The organism is Photobacterium ganghwense (assembly GCF_017329545.1).
Lineage (GTDB): Bacteria > Pseudomonadota > Gammaproteobacteria > Enterobacterales > Vibrionaceae > Photobacterium > Photobacterium ganghwense.
In genome coordinates this window covers 743,495-764,399 of record NZ_CP071326.1, presented here as the reverse complement: position 1 = coordinate 764,399, position 20,905 = coordinate 743,495, and the positions used below count along the sequence as shown (strand labels likewise).

At 48.9% G+C, this 20,905-nt stretch carries 16 protein-coding genes and 1 pseudogene; 6 read left to right on the top strand and 11 right to left on the bottom strand.

Annotation, left to right across the window (positions count from 1 at the left end):
* Positions 1–276: 276 nt before the first annotated feature.
* The 3 genes from slyA (at position 277) to FH974_RS19350 (ending at position 3,007) form a co-directional block, all read left to right on the top strand.
* Positions 277–774 carry a transcriptional regulator SlyA gene (gene slyA, locus FH974_RS19360; RefSeq protein WP_047884427.1) on the top strand — a complete coding sequence of 166 codons (498 nt, stop codon included), beginning with the start codon at positions 277–279 and terminating at the stop codon, positions 772–774.
* A gap of 133 nt (positions 775–907) precedes the next feature.
* Positions 908–1,966 (top strand): HlyD family secretion protein, encoded by a 1,059-nt coding sequence (locus FH974_RS19355; RefSeq protein WP_207104084.1) that lies wholly within the window; start codon positions 908–910, stop codon positions 1,964–1,966.
* Between the two features lie 12 nt (positions 1,967–1,978).
* Positions 1,979–3,007 carry a DUF2955 domain-containing protein gene (locus FH974_RS19350; RefSeq protein ID WP_047884429.1) on the top strand — a complete coding sequence of 343 codons (1,029 nt, stop codon included), beginning with the start codon at positions 1,979–1,981 and terminating at the stop codon, positions 3,005–3,007.
* Between the two features lie 130 nt (positions 3,008–3,137).
* Here the strand turns inward: FH974_RS19350 and FH974_RS19345 are convergent, their stop codons facing one another.
* Together FH974_RS19345 and FH974_RS19340 are read right to left on the bottom strand one after the other, a co-directional pair.
* On the bottom strand, positions 3,138–3,965 hold the full coding sequence (locus FH974_RS19345) for a PfkB family carbohydrate kinase (RefSeq protein ID WP_242551967.1): 828 nt from the start codon (positions 3,963–3,965) through the stop codon (positions 3,138–3,140).
* Between the two features lie 137 nt (positions 3,966–4,102).
* Positions 4,103–5,950, bottom strand: a complete 1,848-nt coding sequence (locus FH974_RS19340) for a beta-ketoacyl synthase (protein ID WP_047884431.1) — start codon at positions 5,948–5,950, stop codon at positions 4,103–4,105.
* A gap of 122 nt (positions 5,951–6,072) precedes the next feature.
* Between FH974_RS19340 and FH974_RS19335 the strand changes: the two genes are divergently transcribed.
* Both FH974_RS19335 and FH974_RS19330 read left to right on the top strand, forming a co-directional pair.
* A complete protein-coding gene (locus FH974_RS19335; RefSeq protein ID WP_047884432.1) occupies positions 6,073–7,050 on the top strand; it encodes a GlxA family transcriptional regulator in 978 nt (325 codons plus the stop codon).
* A gap of 258 nt (positions 7,051–7,308) precedes the next feature.
* A complete protein-coding gene (locus tag FH974_RS19330; RefSeq protein WP_047884433.1) occupies positions 7,309–7,818 on the top strand; it encodes a hypothetical protein in 510 nt (169 codons plus the stop codon).
* Positions 7,819–7,940: 122 nt separating this feature from the next.
* Here FH974_RS19330 and FH974_RS19325 read toward each other — a convergent pair whose 3' ends face one another.
* The 3 genes from FH974_RS19325 to FH974_RS19315 all read right to left on the bottom strand — a co-directional run bounded on the left by FH974_RS19325 (position 7,941) and on the right by FH974_RS19315 (position 13,524).
* A complete protein-coding gene (locus FH974_RS19325; RefSeq protein ID WP_047884434.1) occupies positions 7,941–8,198 on the bottom strand; it encodes a hypothetical protein in 258 nt (85 codons plus the stop codon).
* Positions 8,199–8,406: 208 nt separating this feature from the next.
* On the bottom strand, positions 8,407–11,982 hold the full coding sequence (gene pulA / locus FH974_RS19320) for a pullulanase-type alpha-1,6-glucosidase (protein WP_207104234.1): 3,576 nt from the start codon (positions 11,980–11,982) through the stop codon (positions 8,407–8,409).
* Between the two features lie 315 nt (positions 11,983–12,297).
* A complete protein-coding gene (locus FH974_RS19315; protein ID WP_084712503.1) occupies positions 12,298–13,524 on the bottom strand; it encodes an autotransporter outer membrane beta-barrel domain-containing protein in 1,227 nt (408 codons plus the stop codon).
* A gap of 431 nt (positions 13,525–13,955) precedes the next feature.
* Here FH974_RS19315 and FH974_RS19310 point away from each other — a divergent pair, with 431 nt between their 5' ends.
* The gene (locus FH974_RS19310; protein WP_146149683.1) at positions 13,956–14,357 is read left to right on the top strand and encodes a hypothetical protein; all 402 of its coding nucleotides are present in this window, start codon (positions 13,956–13,958) and stop codon (positions 14,355–14,357) included.
* A 367-nt stretch (positions 14,358–14,724) separates the two neighbouring features.
* Here FH974_RS19310 and phaC read toward each other — a convergent pair whose 3' ends face one another.
* From phaC to FH974_RS19280, 6 genes and pseudogenes are all read right to left on the bottom strand, one after another.
* Positions 14,725–16,548 (bottom strand): class I poly(R)-hydroxyalkanoic acid synthase, encoded by a 1,824-nt coding sequence (gene phaC, locus FH974_RS19305; RefSeq protein WP_047884437.1) that lies wholly within the window; start codon positions 16,546–16,548, stop codon positions 14,725–14,727.
* Positions 16,549–16,616: 68 nt separating this feature from the next.
* On the bottom strand, positions 16,617–16,964 hold the full coding sequence (locus tag FH974_RS19300; protein WP_047884438.1) for a phasin family protein: 348 nt from the start codon (positions 16,962–16,964) through the stop codon (positions 16,617–16,619).
* An 82-nt stretch (positions 16,965–17,046) separates the two neighbouring features.
* The gene (locus tag FH974_RS19295; protein ID WP_047884439.1) at positions 17,047–18,258 is read right to left on the bottom strand and encodes an acetyl-CoA C-acetyltransferase; all 1,212 of its coding nucleotides are present in this window, start codon (positions 18,256–18,258) and stop codon (positions 17,047–17,049) included.
* Positions 18,259–18,293: 35 nt separating this feature from the next.
* Positions 18,294–19,034 (bottom strand): SDR family oxidoreductase, encoded by a 741-nt coding sequence (locus FH974_RS19290; RefSeq protein WP_047884440.1) that lies wholly within the window; start codon positions 19,032–19,034, stop codon positions 18,294–18,296.
* A 554-nt stretch (positions 19,035–19,588) separates the two neighbouring features.
* A pseudogene (gene ureG, locus FH974_RS19285) lies at positions 19,589–20,202 on the bottom strand (urease accessory protein UreG).
* Positions 20,203–20,212: 10 nt separating this feature from the next.
* Positions 20,213–20,896: an urease accessory protein UreF gene (locus tag FH974_RS19280; protein WP_047884442.1), complete on the bottom strand. Its 684-nt coding sequence runs from the start codon at positions 20,894–20,896 to the stop codon at positions 20,213–20,215.
* Positions 20,897–20,905: the final 9 nt, after the last annotated feature.

The window sequence follows — 20,905 nt, the reverse complement described above, 5'->3', positions numbered from 1 at the left end:
GTTTACAGCACACGTTCAAAAAAGCCGCTGCCAGTCAGCGGCTTTTTCTTTTCAGTTTCCAAATCCGTTTCTTAAGTGTTTTCCTTCCTACTGTTCAGTCGTCTTTTCCCGCCTGTGTGCACTTGACTCTGAGTGCGCCTGACTCTGCATTCTGAAATCATAATGGTAATAAAAATACGTGATATTTATCACAAACCATTTACTTAGCCTGCTAACTAAATTATATTACTTAGCAGGCTAAGTAATTACCGCATCACACTCATTTCAGGCATTACCATGGTTAACAATCTCAAAATTCTTCAGGATTTATCACTGGCAGAGCAGCTGGCACGCGTGTCACGTCTCTGGCGTATGGTCGCCGATCGTGAATTGGCCCCTCTGGGCCTGACGCACCCTCGCTGGACAGCGTTATGGAAGCTGCAACGCCTTGGTGACAACATCAGCCAGAAAACTCTGGCCGAAGCGCTGGAAATCGAGTTGGCCTCACTGATGCGGACATTGAAACAGCTAGAAGAGCAAGGGCTGATCGTCCGCCACTGTTGTGACCATGACAAACGCGCCCGGATTGTCAGCCTGACAGAGGAAGGGCGCACGCTCATCGCTCAGATGGAAACCCGGATTCTGCAGGTTCGCCGTAACCTGCTCACGGATATTTCCGAGCAAGAACTGATGCGGCTTAGCGAGGTGCTGGAAACTATCGCTAACAATGCGCTTACCACCATGAATGAACCGATTCCAGCAGACACTTTGCTTCCCCCCATCCTCAAACAGTGAGTAACGGGAAAGAGTAATGCGAGTGAAAGCAGGCAGACAAAAAAATCACCGGCAATCCCCTGACCGGCCATTCTGCACACCGCACCAATCACACATGTACCACGATAAAAAATAGAAGAGAAGAAACAGCCTTATGACTCCCGATCAAAAATTTGCACGTTGGGTTAAACACGCCATTGTCGTGTTTGTCCTCGTTTTTGCCTATTTTCTGGTTGCTGATCTGACCATCCCGCTTACGCCTCAGGCGATGGCGACTCGGACAGTAACTAAAGTCGCCCCACGCATCAGCGGGCAAATCACCGCAATTTATGTCCGCAATAACCAGCTGGTGAGAAAAGGCGACGTACTGTTTGAAATCGATCCACGCCCTTTTCAACTGGCCGTTGAGCAAGCTCGTCTGAATCTGGCACAAGCCACAAAAAATAATGCCCAACTGGATGCCTCAATTGCTGCTGCTCAGGCTCGTGTAGCGGCTTCACAGATTATTGCTGAGCAGAAAACCCGTGAAGCGAACCGGTTCAATACGCTGTTTAAGAAAAATGGTGTATCCGGTCAACAGCGTGATGACGCAACCAGCGATGCCACTGCGGCAAGAGCCAACCTGGCAGCAGCCAAAGCCAGTTTACAGGAGCTGAGAGTCAATCGCGGCGCGACAGACGATTCAAACCTGGCCGTTCAGATCGCCAAAAATCAGCTGGAACAAGCGTTACTGAACCTTTCTTATACCCAGGTAACGGCTGAACATGACGGGGCAATTACCAACCTTCAGCTTGAATCCGGAACATATGCTGCCGCCGGAATGCCACTGGTTGCTCTGGTCGACACGGAAGTGGATATTATTGCCGATTTCAGAGAGAAGAGTCTGCGCCGCATCGATGATCACAGTTACGCGCTGATCGCCTTCGATAGCCAACCAGGCAAAGTGTACCGTGCTGAAATCAGCAGCCTGGATGCCGGTGTCAGCAGTGGTCAGTTTAATGCTGACGGCAGCCTCGCTACACCCACAGTGTCGAATCGATGGGTTCGGGACGCACAGCGTATGCGTCTTCATTTGACCGTCGCAGGCAATCTGCCGAACCCACTCCCGGCAGGTGCACGCGCAACTGTCCAGTTAGTACCGGATGGCCACCTGATGGGCTGGCTTGCCCGCCTGCAAATTAAACTGCTGAGTACCCTGCATTACATTTATTAATCCGGAGGCATGATGAGACTTTGGGATCACCCCATGACAGACAATGACTTACGACAATGTCTGCGTATCGCCACCGGGGCAACGCTGGGTTTTACAATCAGTAAAGTCTTTGGCTGGAACTACGGTGTCTTTTTCACCGTCTTCCCGATGCTGTTGCTGGGTATGGTACCGGTTATGAATGCCCATGCCGCACGCCAACTGCTTGCGTCTGGCGTTATCTGCGGCCTGGAGGTGGGGATTCTTGGCGGGTTGTTCGGCGGTCATCCCGCTATCATGACTTTGCTGGCCTTTGGTCTGTTTCTTTACAAGTTTGCCTGTATGTCGAAAGGCAGCCTCTTTTTATTCGGTGCCAACAGTGTCCTTAGCCTCAGTATCATGCTGCATTTTGCCAGTTACCCGACGGTCGATCTGAATGAACTGATTTTTGGGAATCTGCTCGCCAGCGTATTATCAATCGTCATCGCCTATCTGGTCACGTTCTTAATGCCTGATGTCTCGTCAAGGCAACCGGCTCCGGCTTCGCCCAAAGGGTCGCACAGGATGCGCCATGAGGCGTTATTGGGCGCGTCGTTAGCCACCCTGTCGTTTGTCGTGTTCCAGATACTGGATTTGAACGATTCCATGTCTGCCCAAGCGACCACCATTCTGCTGCTGTTCCCGATGAACTGGAACGGGGCGCTGGGTTATGCGCGAAAACGGGCCATGGGCACAATTTTGGGTGTCGCATTTGGTATTCTGGGACAACTGGTGTTGTACGACTGGTCAGATTTATTGCTGTTTGTTATTCCGCTGTTATGGATTGGAACCATGCTGTTCAGCTATGTGCATGTGAAAGAATCCAGCGGTTCCGGTGTCGGGTTTGGCGCGTTAACAACGCTGGGGATTTTGTTCGGGCAGTACCTGACCCCGACAAATGACCTGATCTACAGTGCGATGTACCGGGTCGGCTGCATCGTCTTTGCGATTGTCGCCACGTTATTGATGACCTATCTGGTACACCGGCTGCTGAACAGCTTTGAAAGCACTCACTACGGGTACTAGCGTTTTCACACGCAACATCGCAGGTTCTGTATCAGAATAAAAAATCCGGCACCTCAGATGCCGGATTTTTATGCCCAGAATCGGGTAACATGCAACAGACCCAAAACGATACAACGCTTAGCGGCATGGTTTAGGCGTGCAGGTATGCCTTTAAGGCTTCACCAGGAATTGAGCTTTGTGTACTGACGGCAAATGATGCCCATTTCGCACCTTCACGCATCGCTTCCACAATGGATTGCCCGCTGACCAAAGCATGAATCAGACCTGAAGCAAACGCATCACCGGCACCAGTGGTATCCACCACTTCCGCCGCGACAGCAGGAACCGAAACCACATCTTCCGCAGTAAAGACCGTGGCACCACGCGGGCCATCAGTGACGACCATGTAACGCAGTGAACGACCGGCGATCGACAACCCGTATTCCCAAGGGGTCAACGCTGTTCGGCCCTGCCAGTCAGAACGTGACGTAATCAGCACATGGCAAGGTCTGCTGCGATCATCTTTTGCCAGCTGTGCTATCACCAGTGTATGAGGCAACGCAGCCTGTGCCCAGCGTTCACAGCCCTGTGCCGATGAATTAATGTACAGCGCATCCCAAGAGGAAAAGTCAGGCGGCGAATCCAGAGTAAACGGTGGTCGTTGCGGGCGCACGATCGTTCGCTCGCCATCGGGTGTCATCATCAATAACAGCTCCGGGGTTGGTACGTCATTGCGGTGCAACAAACTGCAGTTAAGCCCCAACAAGCTGGCTTCAGCCAACAGCCAATCCGCCGTCTCATCTTTTCCTACCTGGCTGACTAATGCCACCTGATGACCCGCCCAGATCAGCCCCAGCCCGGTATTTGCGCCACCGCCCCCCAGCCGACGTCCTTTATCCTGATAGTGATGGCGTCCACCGGTTACCAGCGGTTCTTCCAATTGCAACACCCGATCGCAATTCAGGTTTGCGATCAACATGATCTTCGCCAACTGCTTCTCTCCGTTAGAATTATTATTCCCAGTTATTCAATCTGAGTGTGACAGAAAATAATGACAAAAAAGCCGTACGCGATCACGTACGGCTTGTTAAATTCAGACCTCTGTCTTTTTACCGCTTAGCTGTAGTCAGCGTAAGGGTTTGACTGAATTAATGGAATCGCTTTAGCAAACGCAGAAAGCTTCACTTCATCCTGACACAGGGTCACCGAATTTTCGTCCATTACCGCTTCACCGAAATGATAACGGATGGTCTCCTGTCCGATGCATGCCGCTTGGTCATTTTCGGTCGCTGCCTGACGAACCGTATCGTTTTTGTCAGCATAACGTGCCATTGCCTGCGTACCGTACTTTTTGCCCAGCATTGTCATGGTCTGTTGCGGCGATAAAACCAGCCCTGAAGCATTGTTACCGCCAAAACCTTTTGCGTTGATAATCACCGCTTTATAGTCTTCCCCTTTTTCACCGGCAAACTTATGATCGGTGAGAATATTCAGGTTCGAATGGTGAACATCATCGGCGATTTTTTCGATGGTTTTGATACCGGGAATCCAGCCGTATTGCCACACGCCCAGTGAAGCCACCAGCTGATCAGCCGGAGCCGTACCCATGGAATGACCGACATACGATTTGATTGCCGCTACAGGCCAGGCATCAATCTCAAATGTCTTGGCGACTTCGTTCAGAATATGACTTTCAGTCACGCGGTTTTGCGGTGTGCCGGTACCATGAGCCTGAACAAACGTCTGCTTCACGCCGTCTTTACCCAGAATGGCCTGAGCCAGTGCCGCAGCTTTAGCGACTGTCACGTAGTTACCCACACCCGGCGCTGAAATCGATTTTTTATTGGCATCTGCATGTACGAACACATCCGCTACAGCCCCGTGAATCGTAGCCCCAAGCTCCAGTGCCAGCTCATCATCCATCAGAACCACAAACTGTCCGGACTCAGCCATGGTAAAACCGGCATTATCCGAAAACGGACGGCAGGCACGACGGTTGTCAACTTCATCGCTGTTATCCAGCGCTTTTAGCTGAGCATCTTCCGCCAGTGCGCCCATTACTCGGAAGCCTTCCATCACTTCAGCAACGACCGGCGCTTCTGCATTGCCGACGATCGCGACACGTGCAGTGCCCTGCTGAATATCCTGCATGCCCTGGCGCAGGTTATACAGGAAAGAAGCACATGCGCCCATATTGGTTCCGGTCGCGCCAACGCTGTTAATGACGTAGCCGTTAATGAAGTCTGCCGGCATTTCGGCAAAGGATAACGCCATCATTTTGGAACTGACACGACCGCCGGTCAGTGGTGCAGCCAACATACCCGCCAGGGAATGATCATCAATCTGAGACAAGGCGCTGCCGGCATATACCGACACCTGATCCGGCTCAATATGGCCAAGGACAGTTTCCCAGTCCATACCCAGCGAGTTGAGGGCATCTGACGCACCGTAGACAGTCAGCTGCAAACCACGGGGATGGAAACGCGAGTTATAAAGCTTGCCCGGCTCAAAACCCGACGGAATATTGCCACCGCTGGTCACCGGAAAACTAACACGGTCTTCAAGCAGCGCATTCAGTTCACCGGTAACAGTAATGTTGACCTTGCTGCCCTGCTCTTCCACCTGCCAGTTAGCCGGAATATCGGCAGGCAGTTTGGATTTACGCATGCTAAAACGGATCGCTTCACTGCTGTTCAGCGTGGTTTTGTATTGGTACAGAAGGTTATCAGGGTCAAAAGATTCGATTCGGCGCACCAGAGTACCAGCTTTGATGGCCTCAATGATTTCAGCATCAGGTTCAGTGCCATCAGACAGCCCCATGCGGTGTGCCAGATCCTGCCAGGTTGACTGCATATCAGCATCGGATAAGACATCCGCGACCATGCGCTTGTAGCTGTGAAAGCCAGAGCTACGACCTGCAGCGTTGATTCCGCCGAATCCGACAATTACGGGTAATTTTGACATCCTAAACCTACTTGTTCATGTGGAGTGGCACTAGATTATCACTTTACACTGTTCATTCACCTAACATCTATGCCATTATCACTGAAATTTGCGCCAATATTGGCCGTGTGATTGGAGTCAGCATGAACGTTGGTTTTTTACTTTTTCCTCAGGCGCTCATTACAGGAGTATCACTGGCCGCAGAAATGCTCAGCAGTGCTGCCAGCCTTCGCGCCCGAAATGAACAACGTCGTTCCCCCTTTTCAATCCGGTTGATTGCGCCAACCCTGGCACCCACAGAAGCCACGGCCGGATTACGGTTGCAGCCGGATATCACCTATCAGGATGAAGCGACGTTTGACATTTTGATTGTGCCACCCATGTGGGGAAACCCCCTGCGCTCCCTTCACCATAACCCGGAAATTGTGCCCTGGCTGCGCACCCACTACCGAAAAGGAGCCAAATTGATGGCCACGGGGACCGGTGTCACCTGGCTGGCTGAAACAGGTCTGCTCGACGGACAAGTTGCTACCACACACTGGTATTATTATGACAAGTTCGCGGCACGTTACCCGAAAATCACGTTACACCGAAAAGCCTCAATTACCGCAGCCAATGGCATTTACTGCACCACCAGTATTAACTCCCAAACCGAAATGGTGCTGTATCTGATTGCGGAAAAGTACGGCCAGAAAATCGCCAAAACTATTGAAACCCATTATGGGCATGAAATTTCAAAGTCGACTCAGCAGCCTTTCTACCAAATCGGTGGCCAATTACAGTTTGATGAGTCAATTGCGCTGGCGCAGGATTGGATGAAACGAAATCTCGATAAACCCATTACAGCCCAGAGTGTCGCCGATCATTGTCAGTTACCGCTGAGAAGTTTTAACCGGAAGTTCAAGGATCAGGTCGGCGAAACGCCGCACCAGTACCTGCAGCGTATCCGTATGGAAACCGCCCAACAGTTATTACGCGATGTCGGAATGTCAGTACAGGATGTTGCCGAGCAAGTGGGATATAAAGATGCCTATCATTTTTCAACCCGCTTCCATCAGCAGTTTTTACTGACGCCAAGCCAGTATCGTCGAATGGTAAAAGCCAAAACATACAACCCGTGAGTCATTTCTCATAACTGGTAACTGGTAACTGGTAACTGGTAACTGGTAACAATCTTCCAGTAGTAAACGGTACCAAATCAACATGATGGCACGATCAAGGCCAAACGGACCAGAAACGTTAAACTCTCCGCTAGGATGTTTCGCCATTGATACACATGCACTTTGTCGAATATCACTATGCTAGGTAAGAGTGCAGACAAGCGGGATGCTCTTCACCTGTTTGGTGGCTCGCATAGGTTACACGGCAGAGGTTGATGTATGTGTCGTTTTTTTCTGGTACTGGTGTGGGGGCTGAGCTTTTGCTTTTTCCAGGTTCAGGCAGAGGTTTTACCGACCAGTACAACACAGCTTTCTGAAAATCAGTGCAGACTTGATTTATATCATCTGGAAAAAAACCGGCAAAAACAATTTGTCAGTACCTTTCAGGTGGCACTGATCACCGATAATCAGTTTCGTCAGCGTTTTGTGGCGTTGAAAGCCGGCATTGACCATCCTGCCGGTTTTGAAAATATCCGCTATTTCCGTACCGGTTCACCGGTCGAGGTCTTTACGGCGAACTGGCGAAAAAACGGTAATCTTCACACTGTTGCAAGGCTGGTGTTGTTGGGAGGAACCAGTGATAAGCAGGGATTTGACGTACTGACCAAACTGATTGTCGAAGATAAAGGGCATTTTGAACTACTCAGTGATGCCGATTCCTACCGCTTTAACATTCAGCCCAACGACCTGAAAGCGTTTCTGACTTGCGTCAATACTTACTATCACTAGTCAATCATGAGCTTTCGCCCGAACCACTGTCCTGCATGGCAGTATTGCGCGATGGCTGTACGTGCGCCCCATAATAAAAACGCCAGCAATTGGCTGGCGTTGAGAAATTCATTTCGAATGGCTTATTGGGCAGAAGCCGGTTTGTGAGTAATATCTTCAAACTCACCATCAATCGTTTTGCCATCAGTGTAAACGCGGGTAAACCCTTGAAACGTTGCCTGCTGTTGAACCGCGTCTTCGTAAGCGGCTTGCATTTTACGTTTTAAAAACGGTTTGGCAATTAAGGCTGCCACACCGATAAACAGCCCCATTACCGCTGCAAACATCAGGGTAAAGAAACCTATCACCAGGGCAAAAACACTTGCAATCGCATTTTTCATAGCTCAAACCTTCTATCATTTGTGTACAGCAAGCAGTCTATCGCAACTAAAATGAACCAATCATGAACAGACGTGATTCTTTTCCCTGCCAATCCCGTCTTGATAGACCTGAATCAACAGTTTTCATGAAACACACTGCTGATCGAAAAAGCCCTCGAATGAGGGCTTTGTGTTTTATTTAACAGTCTATCAACCAAAAATTGGACTGTTATTTGGCAGCGACCGGTATACCGAGACCACGTACGTCATTGACACGGGGAATCTCAAATACCGCCGGAGTCCAGGCTGGCACCGACAATTGCCCGTCCGCAAATGCGGCAGCACTCGCCAACGCTGAAGTGTGAAGCGGACTCAGAGTGAGATCCGTTGACCAGTCCAGAATTTGTGTGTCACCGGTTGCATTAATGACAATCACCAGACCATCTACACTCGTGTCCAGATCTGCACCGCTTGAAGTGCCGTTATCAATCGACATCACAATCAAACCGGCCTGCTGTTCTTTACCTGTGTTATGAAAATCCACCCGTTTCACAACTTCTGCGCCGGTACCCAGTGTAATCAACGGATAATGTTTACGCAGACTGGCCAGCTCTTTATAAAAAGTGACCATTTGCGTCATATCGGCACTGTCAGGCTGAGTATTGGTGCCAGCGGTGGTCAGCACTTTGTTAATGAGCGCATAGTTATCACCGTCCTTATCCTGACGCGGCAGCCCCTTATTCCAGTTGTTATCTTCCAGCGTAAAGTCAACGCGGTTGAACCAGTCACCGGAGTCGTAAGAGTCACGCTGCATGGATTTCGAGCGCAGCAGTTCAACCCCCATATGGGTAAACGGCACACCCTGCCCCAACATGGCTGTAGCCAGCGATACGGCCTGCATTCTTACACGGGTTTGCGTATCTACATCAAAGCCGATTTTGTACTGGTGGTTATCCCACAATGTCTGGTTATCGTGCTTGGAAACATAGTTCTGGATCTCGGTCGGATCAACAGCATAACCGGCCGGAGCACCGTTGTAATCCAGCTCTTCACCGAAAATAATCTTCCCGGTCGCGTCCTGGAATCGGAACTGTTTCAGGTTGCCGGCCATACCCAAGCGAGTCAGATCTGACAGGTGCAGGGCGGTATCACGAGACACCGTATTGTACTCATTGGGTAAAACCGCTGCGCCGTTACCAAAGCCCTGGTTCTGGCGTATTCCTTCACCACCGTCAAACGGACCACCGCCACGAACGGCATCACGAAGACGATCTGAGAAACTGCCGATTCCTGTGCCACCCAGATGAGGCTGCGTAGCCTGAATAAACTGAGCGTCGTTGGCCACTTCACCGAAGTTCCAGCCTTCGCCATAGAAGTATGTATTCGGATCAACTGCCTGTACCGCTTTCAGCGAACGCTGCATCTGCGCCAGCGGGTGGTGCCCCATCAGGTCAAATCGGAATGAATCAATTTTGTAATCCCGTGCCCAGACAACCAAAGAGTCGGTAATCAATTTTTCAAACATCGCCCGCTCAGGTGCCGTATTCGAGCAACACGTTGAGTTCTCAACACCGCCCGTTACCGGATTCAGGCGCTGATAATACCAAGGCACAATTTTATCCAATACGGAAGTCTTGGATTCCGGACCCGCAGCATTGGTGTGGTTATACACCACATCCATCACTACATTCATACCGATTTGCGATTTAATGGCGTGAATGGCCTGACGCAGCTCAAGAATACGCGCCGTACCCTCGGCATTGGTGGCGTAAGAACCTTCCGGCACTGTGTAGTGGTAAGGATCATAGCCCCAGTTGAACCCGTCAGTTTCAGAGATAAAACGGTTCAGTTGCTGCACAACCGGATTATCAGGCGTGTCTTCCTGCCGAAGATCGCTCAGCACCTCTGAAATCAGCTTTCCACTGGTACAGTAGCTGCCAAATGACGACGATGTCACCGCAGGATTGACCGTACACAGCTTACTGAATGGCGCATCGATGTTCGCCGTTGCCGCCGGGTCTTCATTTATCGTCGCGATATCAAAGATTGGCAGCAAGTGGAGATGTGTGGTTCCGCTTTCACTCAACGACTTCAGGTGTTTAACCGGAACGGACTCAGATTCCGTAAACGCCAGGAACTTCCCTTTGTGGGTCGTGGATGCATCCAGTGCAGAAAAATCACGTACTTGAGATTCATAGATCACAAAGCGGCTTGGATTGGTCTGCGCAACCGGGCGTTTCAACTCATCCCAACCGTCTGGTTTTAACGCCGGATCATTCAGATCCACGACCTGACTGAATTCGGAGTTGAGAGACAGGCTTAACGAGTATGGATCCGTCACTTCGTATTCCATGATCCCTTTGCTGACCGGGTGATACACTTTCACTTTATAGCGATAAAAATCGCCTGCGGCAAAGTCCCCGGATGTCAGCTCCCATGCACCGCTTTCCCGATTAAAGATCATCGGATAACTGGCCTGAGCGGTTTTATCCTGCCCATATTTCACCAAAGAAACTGACTGAGCTGTTGGGGCCCATAGCGCAAACTGGACGTCGCCACTGTTAATCACGGCACCGAAAGTGTGTTTCGCTGCGGTTGAGGCATACAAAGCATCCAGCGCTCCGGCAGGCTGAACCTGCGTAATGACCAGAGGTTTATCCTGACTGTCATAAGCTACCGCAATCAACTGTCCTTTCAGCAGATCTTTAGCTGACAATCCCACGTCCGTAAAATCGAGCTGCCAGCTTTCCAGCTCACTGAGGTGAGGAAACTCCGTTGCCCAGCTGTTGCTCCCTGCTCTATGCGCAGAAATCACACGGTCGACCTGATTGAATGTCTGGCGGTTCGCATCATAGGCGATTCCAGCGTTTTCAGCATAGAGCAGCTCGACACGGCTGGCTCCCGCTTCCATTGCCAGTATGTCGCCTGTTAACCAGTGAGCGGATGCACCGGAAAGCTCGGCAGCGGGCAAGGTTGCCATCGGACGATAGTACACAGTGGCGTTTCCGTTGAAGGTAAATGCAACATACCCAATTTTGGCAGCCGCTTCGAGATCCAAGCGGGAATCACTAACCAATGGCTTTTCATCGCCACGGTGCGGTATCACGTTCACACATTGCTGGCTGCCCGCTTTAAGTGGAATATCCCAGTAGCCGCCATATGTCTTACTGGAGCCAGTCAGCGGTAAACCGCTGTCCCAAGCCGTATCGTCGCCGCCAAAGCTGTCGCAGTTTGCATCATTCCAGGCATGGAGTGTCATACCGCCAATGTCTTCCTCTCCCATATTGAGGTACAGACGAAGCGTATTGGCCGGAAGTGGCGGGATATACTCAGGGAACACCGCCGCAATACCAGACTTGGTAAACACGTAGTTACCGTCGGCATGCACCTGCGAAAGCGCCAGTTTGGCATTGAAATCACCCAATGGCTTATCGTTGTTGGCGTCACGCGGGATAAAATTCACACACTGTGAAGCATTATCGTTGATATCAATAATCCAGTAAGCTCCCAGCTCTTCATCAACACCACTGACTGGTAGTCCTTTCTCCCAGCTGGTTGCTGTACCTGCGTAATTGCTGCAACTTTCATCATTCCACACATATAGGGTATATCCGCTGTAATCCTGCGTAACGGATGACTTGGCGATGTCATTATTCTTAAAGTAAATCGCTGCCTGATTCTCGCCGATAGCGACTAATTTACCGGATTCAACACTCCCCGGATTATTTTCTGATGATGAGTTATTGCAGCCAGCCAGCAAAAAAACAGAGCACAGCGGCATGATGGCTTTCGCCACAGCAGACATTTTAAAATTCACGTAAATTCCTTGGTCGTCATTACCTAATTGGGGGGAAGTAATGCTGATTGGATTGTTATTATGGCGGGAACCATACTCAAAAGCGTGATATGCAAACCGTGATCAACAGCAACCAAATATAGTTTAATAACAACAAGTTAAAATGTTTTGGCTCTAAATCACTGTTTGTGCGGACGAGAGGTTTTTTGCTTTGTTGCACAGATGTTTATAACAGTCACAAAAATGCCGGTATCTGATCAGGATACCGGCATCAAAGAGGTATTCAGCATCGTCTGAATAAATTCGTGCTCATGACAAACATGGCTAATCCAGTCCAATACTTACCCCTACCGAAAAAGTGTATGCAGATAAATCATCATGCCAGAGTAAGCTGCTGGCTTCAGCATACCCATACCAATCGCGGTTAAACGCCCCTGATAACCCAAGATGCATCCGGCCATAAACCTTGTCATTACTGTCGACGACGATAGGTAGAATCGTGCCCGAATAATTGGATTTTAGTTGCGAGATCACCCGCTGATTACCACTGGCCATATCATAGTGAAGATAACCTTTGGCATAGGGTTGAAATACGCCAAACGGTGTCCGAAAAGGATGCGATACACTCAACCCGGAAATCAGCATGGTCGATTCAAGCGCATCAACGTTTTCAACTTTCGTGATCAAATAATTAGAACTGGTTGTTGAGACCCTCTCAGAATAACGATCCGTATCCGATAAGGTGTATTGCAAACTGCTTTCCAGCGCGATATTCAGGTAGTTATAGCTAAACAGGTATCCGCTGCCCAGTGAAAAAACCCAGATATCCGAATCCGCTTCGTTGGCGTTGTTAACCACCGTATCGGTATACATGGTGACCTGGCGTTCAATGTCGGTATCCATCACGGCATAGCTGGCGGTAAAATCCAGATACCAGTTATCCCGAAAGTAACTGAAATAACCAGATGCAATCAATCCATCGATTTCCGTATCCTTCATTTCGTTACCTGACTGATAAAACGGCAGCCCAAGGGTCAACCCGAACAGATAGTTTTCCCGAAATAGGTAATCGCCTCCCAATGTCAGCGAATAGCCGCTGTGTTCCTGCTCTTTGGACGTATTCAGGCCACGGGGTTTACCCATTGACTTGTTATCTACTCGCACATAGCCGCCGATGGCTGACGACGAGTCTCCGTCCAATGCCGTATCGTTATAGACGGCTAGTTCAGAATTGACCGGCAAAGAATACAAAGAAAACGGGTCATAACGTAATGTCGCACGATTTGACGACGCACGGTCAGACAGGCCATTAAAACGAATACCCGAAGACGATGCAGAATCCAACTGCGATCGTACTTTCTTATCAACCTTGTCTACCCTGACATTGCTCGCCATTACCATCAGATCTGATACGGCACCGGACATTTCTGCAGAGATCCGACTACTCAGTGATGCTTCGGCATCCTGCTCTTGCGCCAGTCCCCACATTGGTGCACACATCAGGCATGAGGCTGAGGTAAAGCAAATCCATCCCCTCAACGACATCTTCATAGCGTCCCCCAATGACAGTCACGACTCCATTTTTGGTTTTATCGCACCACCCTGACTGGCTGTATTCGAGAAACTGTCGTGTTCATAGCGCGACTCGTAAGCTGTCTGTGGTTTACCGGAGCGTGATTTACTTCACATTGAACGAACTGAGTATAGAAAACAGCCATGAAGTTTTTGTCGCAAAAAAAATACAACCTTTGCGCCACTTTGCCAGCACAATATTGCACACAGCAATGAATACCATTACATATCAGGGAGATAGGGAAAATTCTAATGGGTGAGTATTGAAACAGACTTATGCGGATACAAAAGAAAAATAGTGAATATTCTTATACTTAATTTTCTATAGACAGATTTATACCAGTCCGTAAATACTTATGACATTTTACTCTATAAGAGAAAAAATTTGCCTTGTGTGACGCTACTGCCAGATGTATCAACAGCTGAATGACTATACTTATGAAAATCCCAGATTGCGGCTGATTATGAACCCATCTACAGCATTTGTTTCCTGCTCATTACTTGTCGCTAGTACCGTCTCTTTCGCCGAAGAACCACACATCATCGCCAAGGATATTTGTGAATGTCTTAGAGCGCCGTATCAACAAGCTGAAAGCGTCATGAGCATGTTGTCAGATGCTGAGCAAAGTGGAGATTTAACCCGAGTTGTCCAGTCTCAGGATGAGATGATGGCTATTATCAACACCGCAAAATTTTGCATGGAAAATGTTAAACACAATTACCCTGCACTGGAGCATGATGATGAATTACAAAAAGCCGTTTTGCAGGAAACAGAATTGCTCTGCCCCAGCCCGATTATTCAGCGTAAATAGCCGATTCTTGATGCCCCCGCTCTATCTTTTCAACCAGTGACCTTCAGGCTTACATCTATGACAAAATAGAGGCATGAGTAGGCTACACAGTGGATAAAACAGTACTGACTGGGCCTCATAATACAAAATAGCTATTGTTATCACCTTGTTTTGAGAGACTTTACTATCTGGTCTGCTGGTTCTTATAGCCACCAGAACCCTGGACTTGCTCATCGTAATCCACTGTTTTGCTATTATTCATGGGTTTGCCTTCATCCGTACTCAGGTTTTCAGCAGACATAAAAAAACCAGCGCCTAAGCACTGGTTGAGAGTTTTGTCAGCCAACGGATGTGAGTGACAAAATAGTTTATGACTAGTTTGGCTGTGTTAGCCATCGGTCTTTTCAGGCACTTCGTGGTATTCATTCAGTGCATTAGAGACTTCAATCGGCAGCTTCTGGCGAACATAGTCACCCGGAGCTTCACCACGTACCGGATAGTTTGCACTTCCGGCAACACGCGGTGCGACCGGTTCACCCTCTTCAAACCCAGCCAGCCATTCATTCCAGTGTCCCCACCAGGAACCGTCATGGCGTTTAGCGCCGTCCAGCCAAGCTTCCGGATCATTCACAACCTTACCGCTGGTCCAGTAACCGTACTTGCCTTTAGCAGGATGGTTAACAATGCCAGCAATATGGCCGGATTCACCGAGAACAAACGTCATCTTGCCGCCTAGGTTACGTGCCCCACGGTAAGTTCCCTGCCAAAGCGCAATGTGGTCTTCCTGTGTCGAAATAAAGTAAGTCGGGATCTTGATCTTCGACAGATCAATATACACACCACGTACTTTAAATCCTTTAGGGTCGACCAGTTTGTTCTCCAGATAGAACTGACGCAACAATGTGCTGTGACATGCTACGGCGATATTGGTACTGTCACCGTTCCAGTACAGCAAATCAAAATCGATTGGGCTGTTGCCTTTCAGGTAGTTATTGACGTAGTAGTTCCAGTAAAGGCTGTTTTCACGCAGCAGACTGAACGTTACGCTCAATGAACGACCATCCATGTAACCTTTCGCTTCGTTCTGTGCCTCAATGGCCGAAATGATCGGGTCATTGATGTACGCACCGATTTCTCCCGGTTGAGAGAAATCCAGCAACGTTGTGAAGAACGTCGCGGATTTGATGCGGCTACGCATGCGCTTACCAGCGTAGTACGCCAATGCAGTTGCCAGCAATGTACCACCAATGCAGTAACCTGCGGCGTTCATTTCGCTGACACCAGTAATATCTTCAACAACATCGACCGCTTTAACGACACCGTCAACGACATAATCGTCAAAGTCGACATCAAACATGCTGGCATCCGGGTTACGCCACGACATCATAAATACCGTGTGTCCCTGCTCTACCAGCCAACGCGCCATCGAGTTTTTCTCACGCAGGTCGAGAATGTAGTACTTGTTGATGAAAGGCGGTACTACCAGTAATGGCGTGGCATTCACTTTTTCTGTCAGCGGCTTGTACTGAATCAGCTCAAACAGGTGGTTTTTATAAACCACTTCACCCGGTGTATTTGCAACGTCTTTACCCAGCTCGAACGCAGAATCATCAGTCATACGGATTTTAAGCACATCCGCACTGGATTGAATATCCTGTTGCAGCAGCTCCATGCCTTTCACGAGGTTCGCACCATTTGTTTCAACGGTCAGCTTTACCAGTTCCGGGTTGGTGGTAATGAAGTTCGTTGGTGACAGGGCATTAATGGCCTGACGCGAGAAGAAACCCAGGCGCTCTTTTGCTTTTTCATCCAGCCCGTCGATCGAATCGATCGTCTCTTTCATCTTGTTGCTGAACAACAAATATGACTGCTTGATGAAATTATAAAACGCCTCATTTTCCCACGCAGGGTCAACAAAACGTTTGTCATCTTTTTCCGGCTGGACAATATCCGGCTCATTGTCACTTTTCATCGTGACGTTTTGCCAGATCTGCATCTGATTTTCCCACCACTCCATTTGAAGCTGTGCGAGCACTGCCGGTTGCGCAGCGGCCTTTTCCATAAACTTGGCCGTGTCATCGAGGCTGACTTCATTGAGGGCTTTATTTAAAGGCGTATTCATGGCTGCCTTGCCTGAATCCATCTCCTTCCACCATGCCTGGTTGAGTTCCTGGAGCTTGGCAAAGTAGTCCGTAAAGAAGTTCTGGTTCATTACAATGACCTCTATATCGGGACTAATAAAGCCGCTCCCGAACGGGAGCGGCTGAGTGGTCATTTGAATTACGCTGGGTTGACTTGCTTTACATTTTCAGCAACTAGCTCATCAACTTCTGTCTTGAAAGACTGAGCGATAGAAGCAAACTTGTTGCTGTCGTCGATCAGCTGTTGAGACAGCTTAGTCAGCGTTTCCAGCTGCTGGCTGTTGAAAGCAGCGAAAGACTGAACATCTTTCACTTCGCTCACAGCTTTAAGCTGAGACAGGCCCAGATCGCTATAAGCACGAACGGCTGCCAGTTGAAGTTCAGTCAGTTCTTCAACGTTCTTCGTGAACACTTTGTTGAACTTAACGTATGGTGCAAGAGTTTTCTCAGTCTGCTCAGAGAAAGATTTGAACATTTCCGTATACATAGCTTGTTTCCTTCATGCCAAGTAATGAATGTTGTGCCCGGGCCATGGTTCAAACCGGGCACTAGTTTGAATGCCTATCTAATTAAACGTTTTTGAGTACGATTGCCGTACCCATGCCGCCACCAACACAGAGGGTGGCAAGGCCATGCTCTGTACCACGACGGCGCATTTCATGAAGAAGGCTGACAATAATACGGTTGCCGGATGCGCCCAGAGGGTGACCCAGTGCAATCGCACCACCATTTACGTTTGAACGTTCCGCCAAATCTTCCACTTGAACGTCCAGATCATCAGCCAGCTGATGCAGGACACCCAGCGCCTGACCGGCAAACGCTTCGTTGAATTCGAACAGACCGATGTCATTAATAGACAACTCTGCTTTCACCAGGGCTTTTTGTACCGCCGGCACAGGGCCAAGACCCATGATTTCCGGGGCAATACCTGCTTGTGCGTAGCTTTCAATTTCAGCCAGCGGGGTCAGACCGTATTTAGCAACGGCAGCTTCAGAAGCGACGATAATCGCACTTGCGCCGTCATTGATGCCTGATGCGTTACCCGCTGTGACAGAACCGCCTTCAGCCTTAAATGCAGGACGTAGTTTGGCCAGCCCTTCAATGCTTGCATCCGCTTTTGGATACTCATCCGTATCGACAACAGTGGTCTGGCGACGTACTGTCACTTCAACCGGAACGATTTCCTGAACAAATTTACCTTGCTCAATGGCCGCTACGGCTTTCTGCTGGCTGGCCAGTGCGAAGTTATCCTGCTGCTCACGCGTCAGGCCAACTTTCTCCACCACGTTTTCAGCCGTTACGCCCATGTGGTAGTTGTTAAATACATCTGTCAGACCATCAGCAATCAGCAGGTCAGACAATTGCAGGTTACCCATCTTCTGACCATCACGGATGGAAGAGCCCGGCACACAGAAAGGAATCTGAGACATGTTCTCGGCACCCGCCGCAACAACCAGATCCGCATCGCCAGCTTTGATATGCGCCGCCGCATCCATGACTGCTTTCATCCCGGAGCCACAAACCATATTCAAAGTATAAGCAGGGACCTCATTTGGCACGCCTGCATACAGGGCTGCCTGACGACCAGGACCCATGCCCTGACCTGCACCAACTACGTTACCCAGAATCACTTCATCCAGGTGCTCTGGTGCAACTTTCGCTTCTTCCAGAGCGGCTTTGATTGCTGTAGCAGCCAGTTGTGCCGCTGAAACAGATTTCAGCGCGCCGTTAAAACTGCCAATAGGCGTACGTTTAGCTGCAACAATATAAACTTTTGACATAGTGCTTAGCGTCCTTACTCAATCGAATGTGTCAATTAGTGCATGTACAGACCGCCGTTTACCGACAGTGTCTCGCCGGTAATGTAGGCAGCGGCATCACTTGCCAGGAATGCAACCGCTGCGGCAACTTCTGCCGGTGCAGCCAGACGTTTCATCGGAATTTCTGCTTTGATGCTGTCCAGCACTTCAGGCTTGATGGCTTCAACCATTGGAGTGCCTGTGTACCCAGGAGCAATTGCGTTGACGGTAACACCAAAGCGCGCGCCTTCTGCTGCCAGTGCCTTAGTAAAACCAATCATGCCTGCTTTTGCCGCAGAATAGTTTGTCTGGCCAAACTGGCCTTTAAGACCGTTCACCGAAGAGATATTGATAATGCGAGCATTACCATGATCACACATTGAAGCGAACAGAGGATGGGTGACGTTGTAGAGACTGTTCAGGTTAGTGGTGATCACTTCGTCCCATTGCTCTTTGGTCATACGCTTAAATGTGGTGTCGCGAGTGATTCCGGCGTTGTTAACAAGTACATCAATCTTGCCTTCCTCTTGCAACAAAGTTGTTAAAGCTTCTTTACAATACGCCGTATCCGTCACATCCAGAGGGAATAAACGAACCTGTTCCTCTGAATAATTATTTTCCTTAAACCACTCTTTGGCTTTTGCTTCACCATTAGGGAAATAAGTTGCAATAACACGATAGCCCGCTTCGACCAATCCTTGTGTGATAGAAGAACCAATACCGCCTTTAGCGCCAGTTACTAATGCTGTTTTACTCATTACAGAAGACTCCATTTCCATCATGATGATGATAAAAAACCCTTAACTACAATTACTTGCCTATCATTGTTATTAAGGGCCACTAACCAACGTGAACCGAATGTCAGTTCAGTTTCTAATCTTTGTTGCATCCTAGCGAGCTAAAAAGACACTTGGGTGACTTTTCTATTGCATAAATATTATAAGAACACAGGCACATAGATATATCAACCAGGGGAATTAATGGTCGTACCAAATATTCCTGCATAGAATCACACTTATAAAATGCAACGACCTTAACCATCAAATGTGTCAGTATTGTTATATTTTGATAAGCATATTAAATGCCAACTTTAGAACACCCTGAATAATTATTTAAATTCAGCGTTTATAGTGGTGGGAGACTGAATAAAGATTAAATTTATCCAGCCTTTTCAACGAAACTTGCACAAAAATAATGCATTAAGCTCACTAAAAATGCGCAACCAGTAAGTGGTTTAAAAAGAAAAAAAGCAGATAGGAATAATTCGTATCTGCTTTCTGTTTATATTAATGCGCTTTATTTCATAAGAAAATTAACTAAGCATTCCCTTAGTAATAATAAAATCAATTATCTCTGGTAGACCTTCCCCTTGTTTCAAATTTGTAAAAACATAAGGTTTATTTGGCCGCATTCTCGCGGTGTCCTGATCCATCACGGTCAAAGATGCACCAACATAGGGCGCGAGGTCGATTTTATTAATCACCAACAGATCTGATCGGGTAATACCCGGCCCGCCTTTACGTGGAATTTTCTCTCCTTCCGCGACATCGATCACGTAAATCATCAAATCCGCCAGCTCAGGGCTAAAAGTCGCACTGAGGTTATCACCGCCGCTTTCGATAAAGACGATATCCAGGTTTTCATGCAGGGCACACAGTTCCTCAACAGCAGCCAGGTTCATAGATGCATCTTCACGAATTGCGGTATGCGGACACCCTCCGGTTTCCACTCCGATAATTCTGTCTGCGGCCAGCGCTTGCGCCCGGGTCAGAATTTTTGCATCTTCCTGGGTATAAATATCGTTGGTCACGACAGCAATGTTGTACCGGTCCCTGATTGCCTTGCACAACACTTCAAGCAAAGCCGTTTTTCCGGAGCCAACAGGCCCCCTACACCGATTCGTAACGGTGAATGTGATTGATTCATGATCGCTTCCTTAAGATCGATATAGTCGGGTGTACTGGGTTTCGTGACGAGCGCTGGCAATGACCTGAGCCGGAGTAAAACTCCCTATCTCATGGTCAGCCACATACTGTGATGCGGCCACAGCATCCGATAAATGCTCGGATACCGTCATCAGAATCTGCTGTCCCGCGGTCTGCCCAAGCGGGATCAGCTTCACTCCCGCCATCGTAGCATTTTCCAGCCAACTCCAGAGATAACCGGCACATAACGCTTCTGTGCTGATGCCCCACCGGGTGGCAGCCAGTGCAAATCCAGCCAGTTGAGAAGCTCTTACGAGCTGAATCTGTTCCTGAGTTAATGCGGGTTCCAGTTGCTCCAGTAAGCGGGCGGTTGCCCGCCCTCGCTGTAACTCTTCCTGCCGAAGTTCCATCGTTTCCCTGCTGGCTAATAACCATTCATTCCATCGCCTGGCTTGCTCGTCATCCTGAACAGTAACAGCCTTATATAACCGCCTGAGAATTGGCAGCTCAAGGGTCACCAGGCTGTGATGCAAAACATCCAACAGCCAACCTTCGAAAGTGACACTGTCACTTACCCATCCAGCTTCGATTGCCCACTCTAACCCTTGCGAATAAGTAAACGCACCAATAGGTAGTGACGGACTAATCAGCTGATACAAGCGAAAATTTGAAAGTGTTTGCGGGCACTCTGTCATCGCGTGATT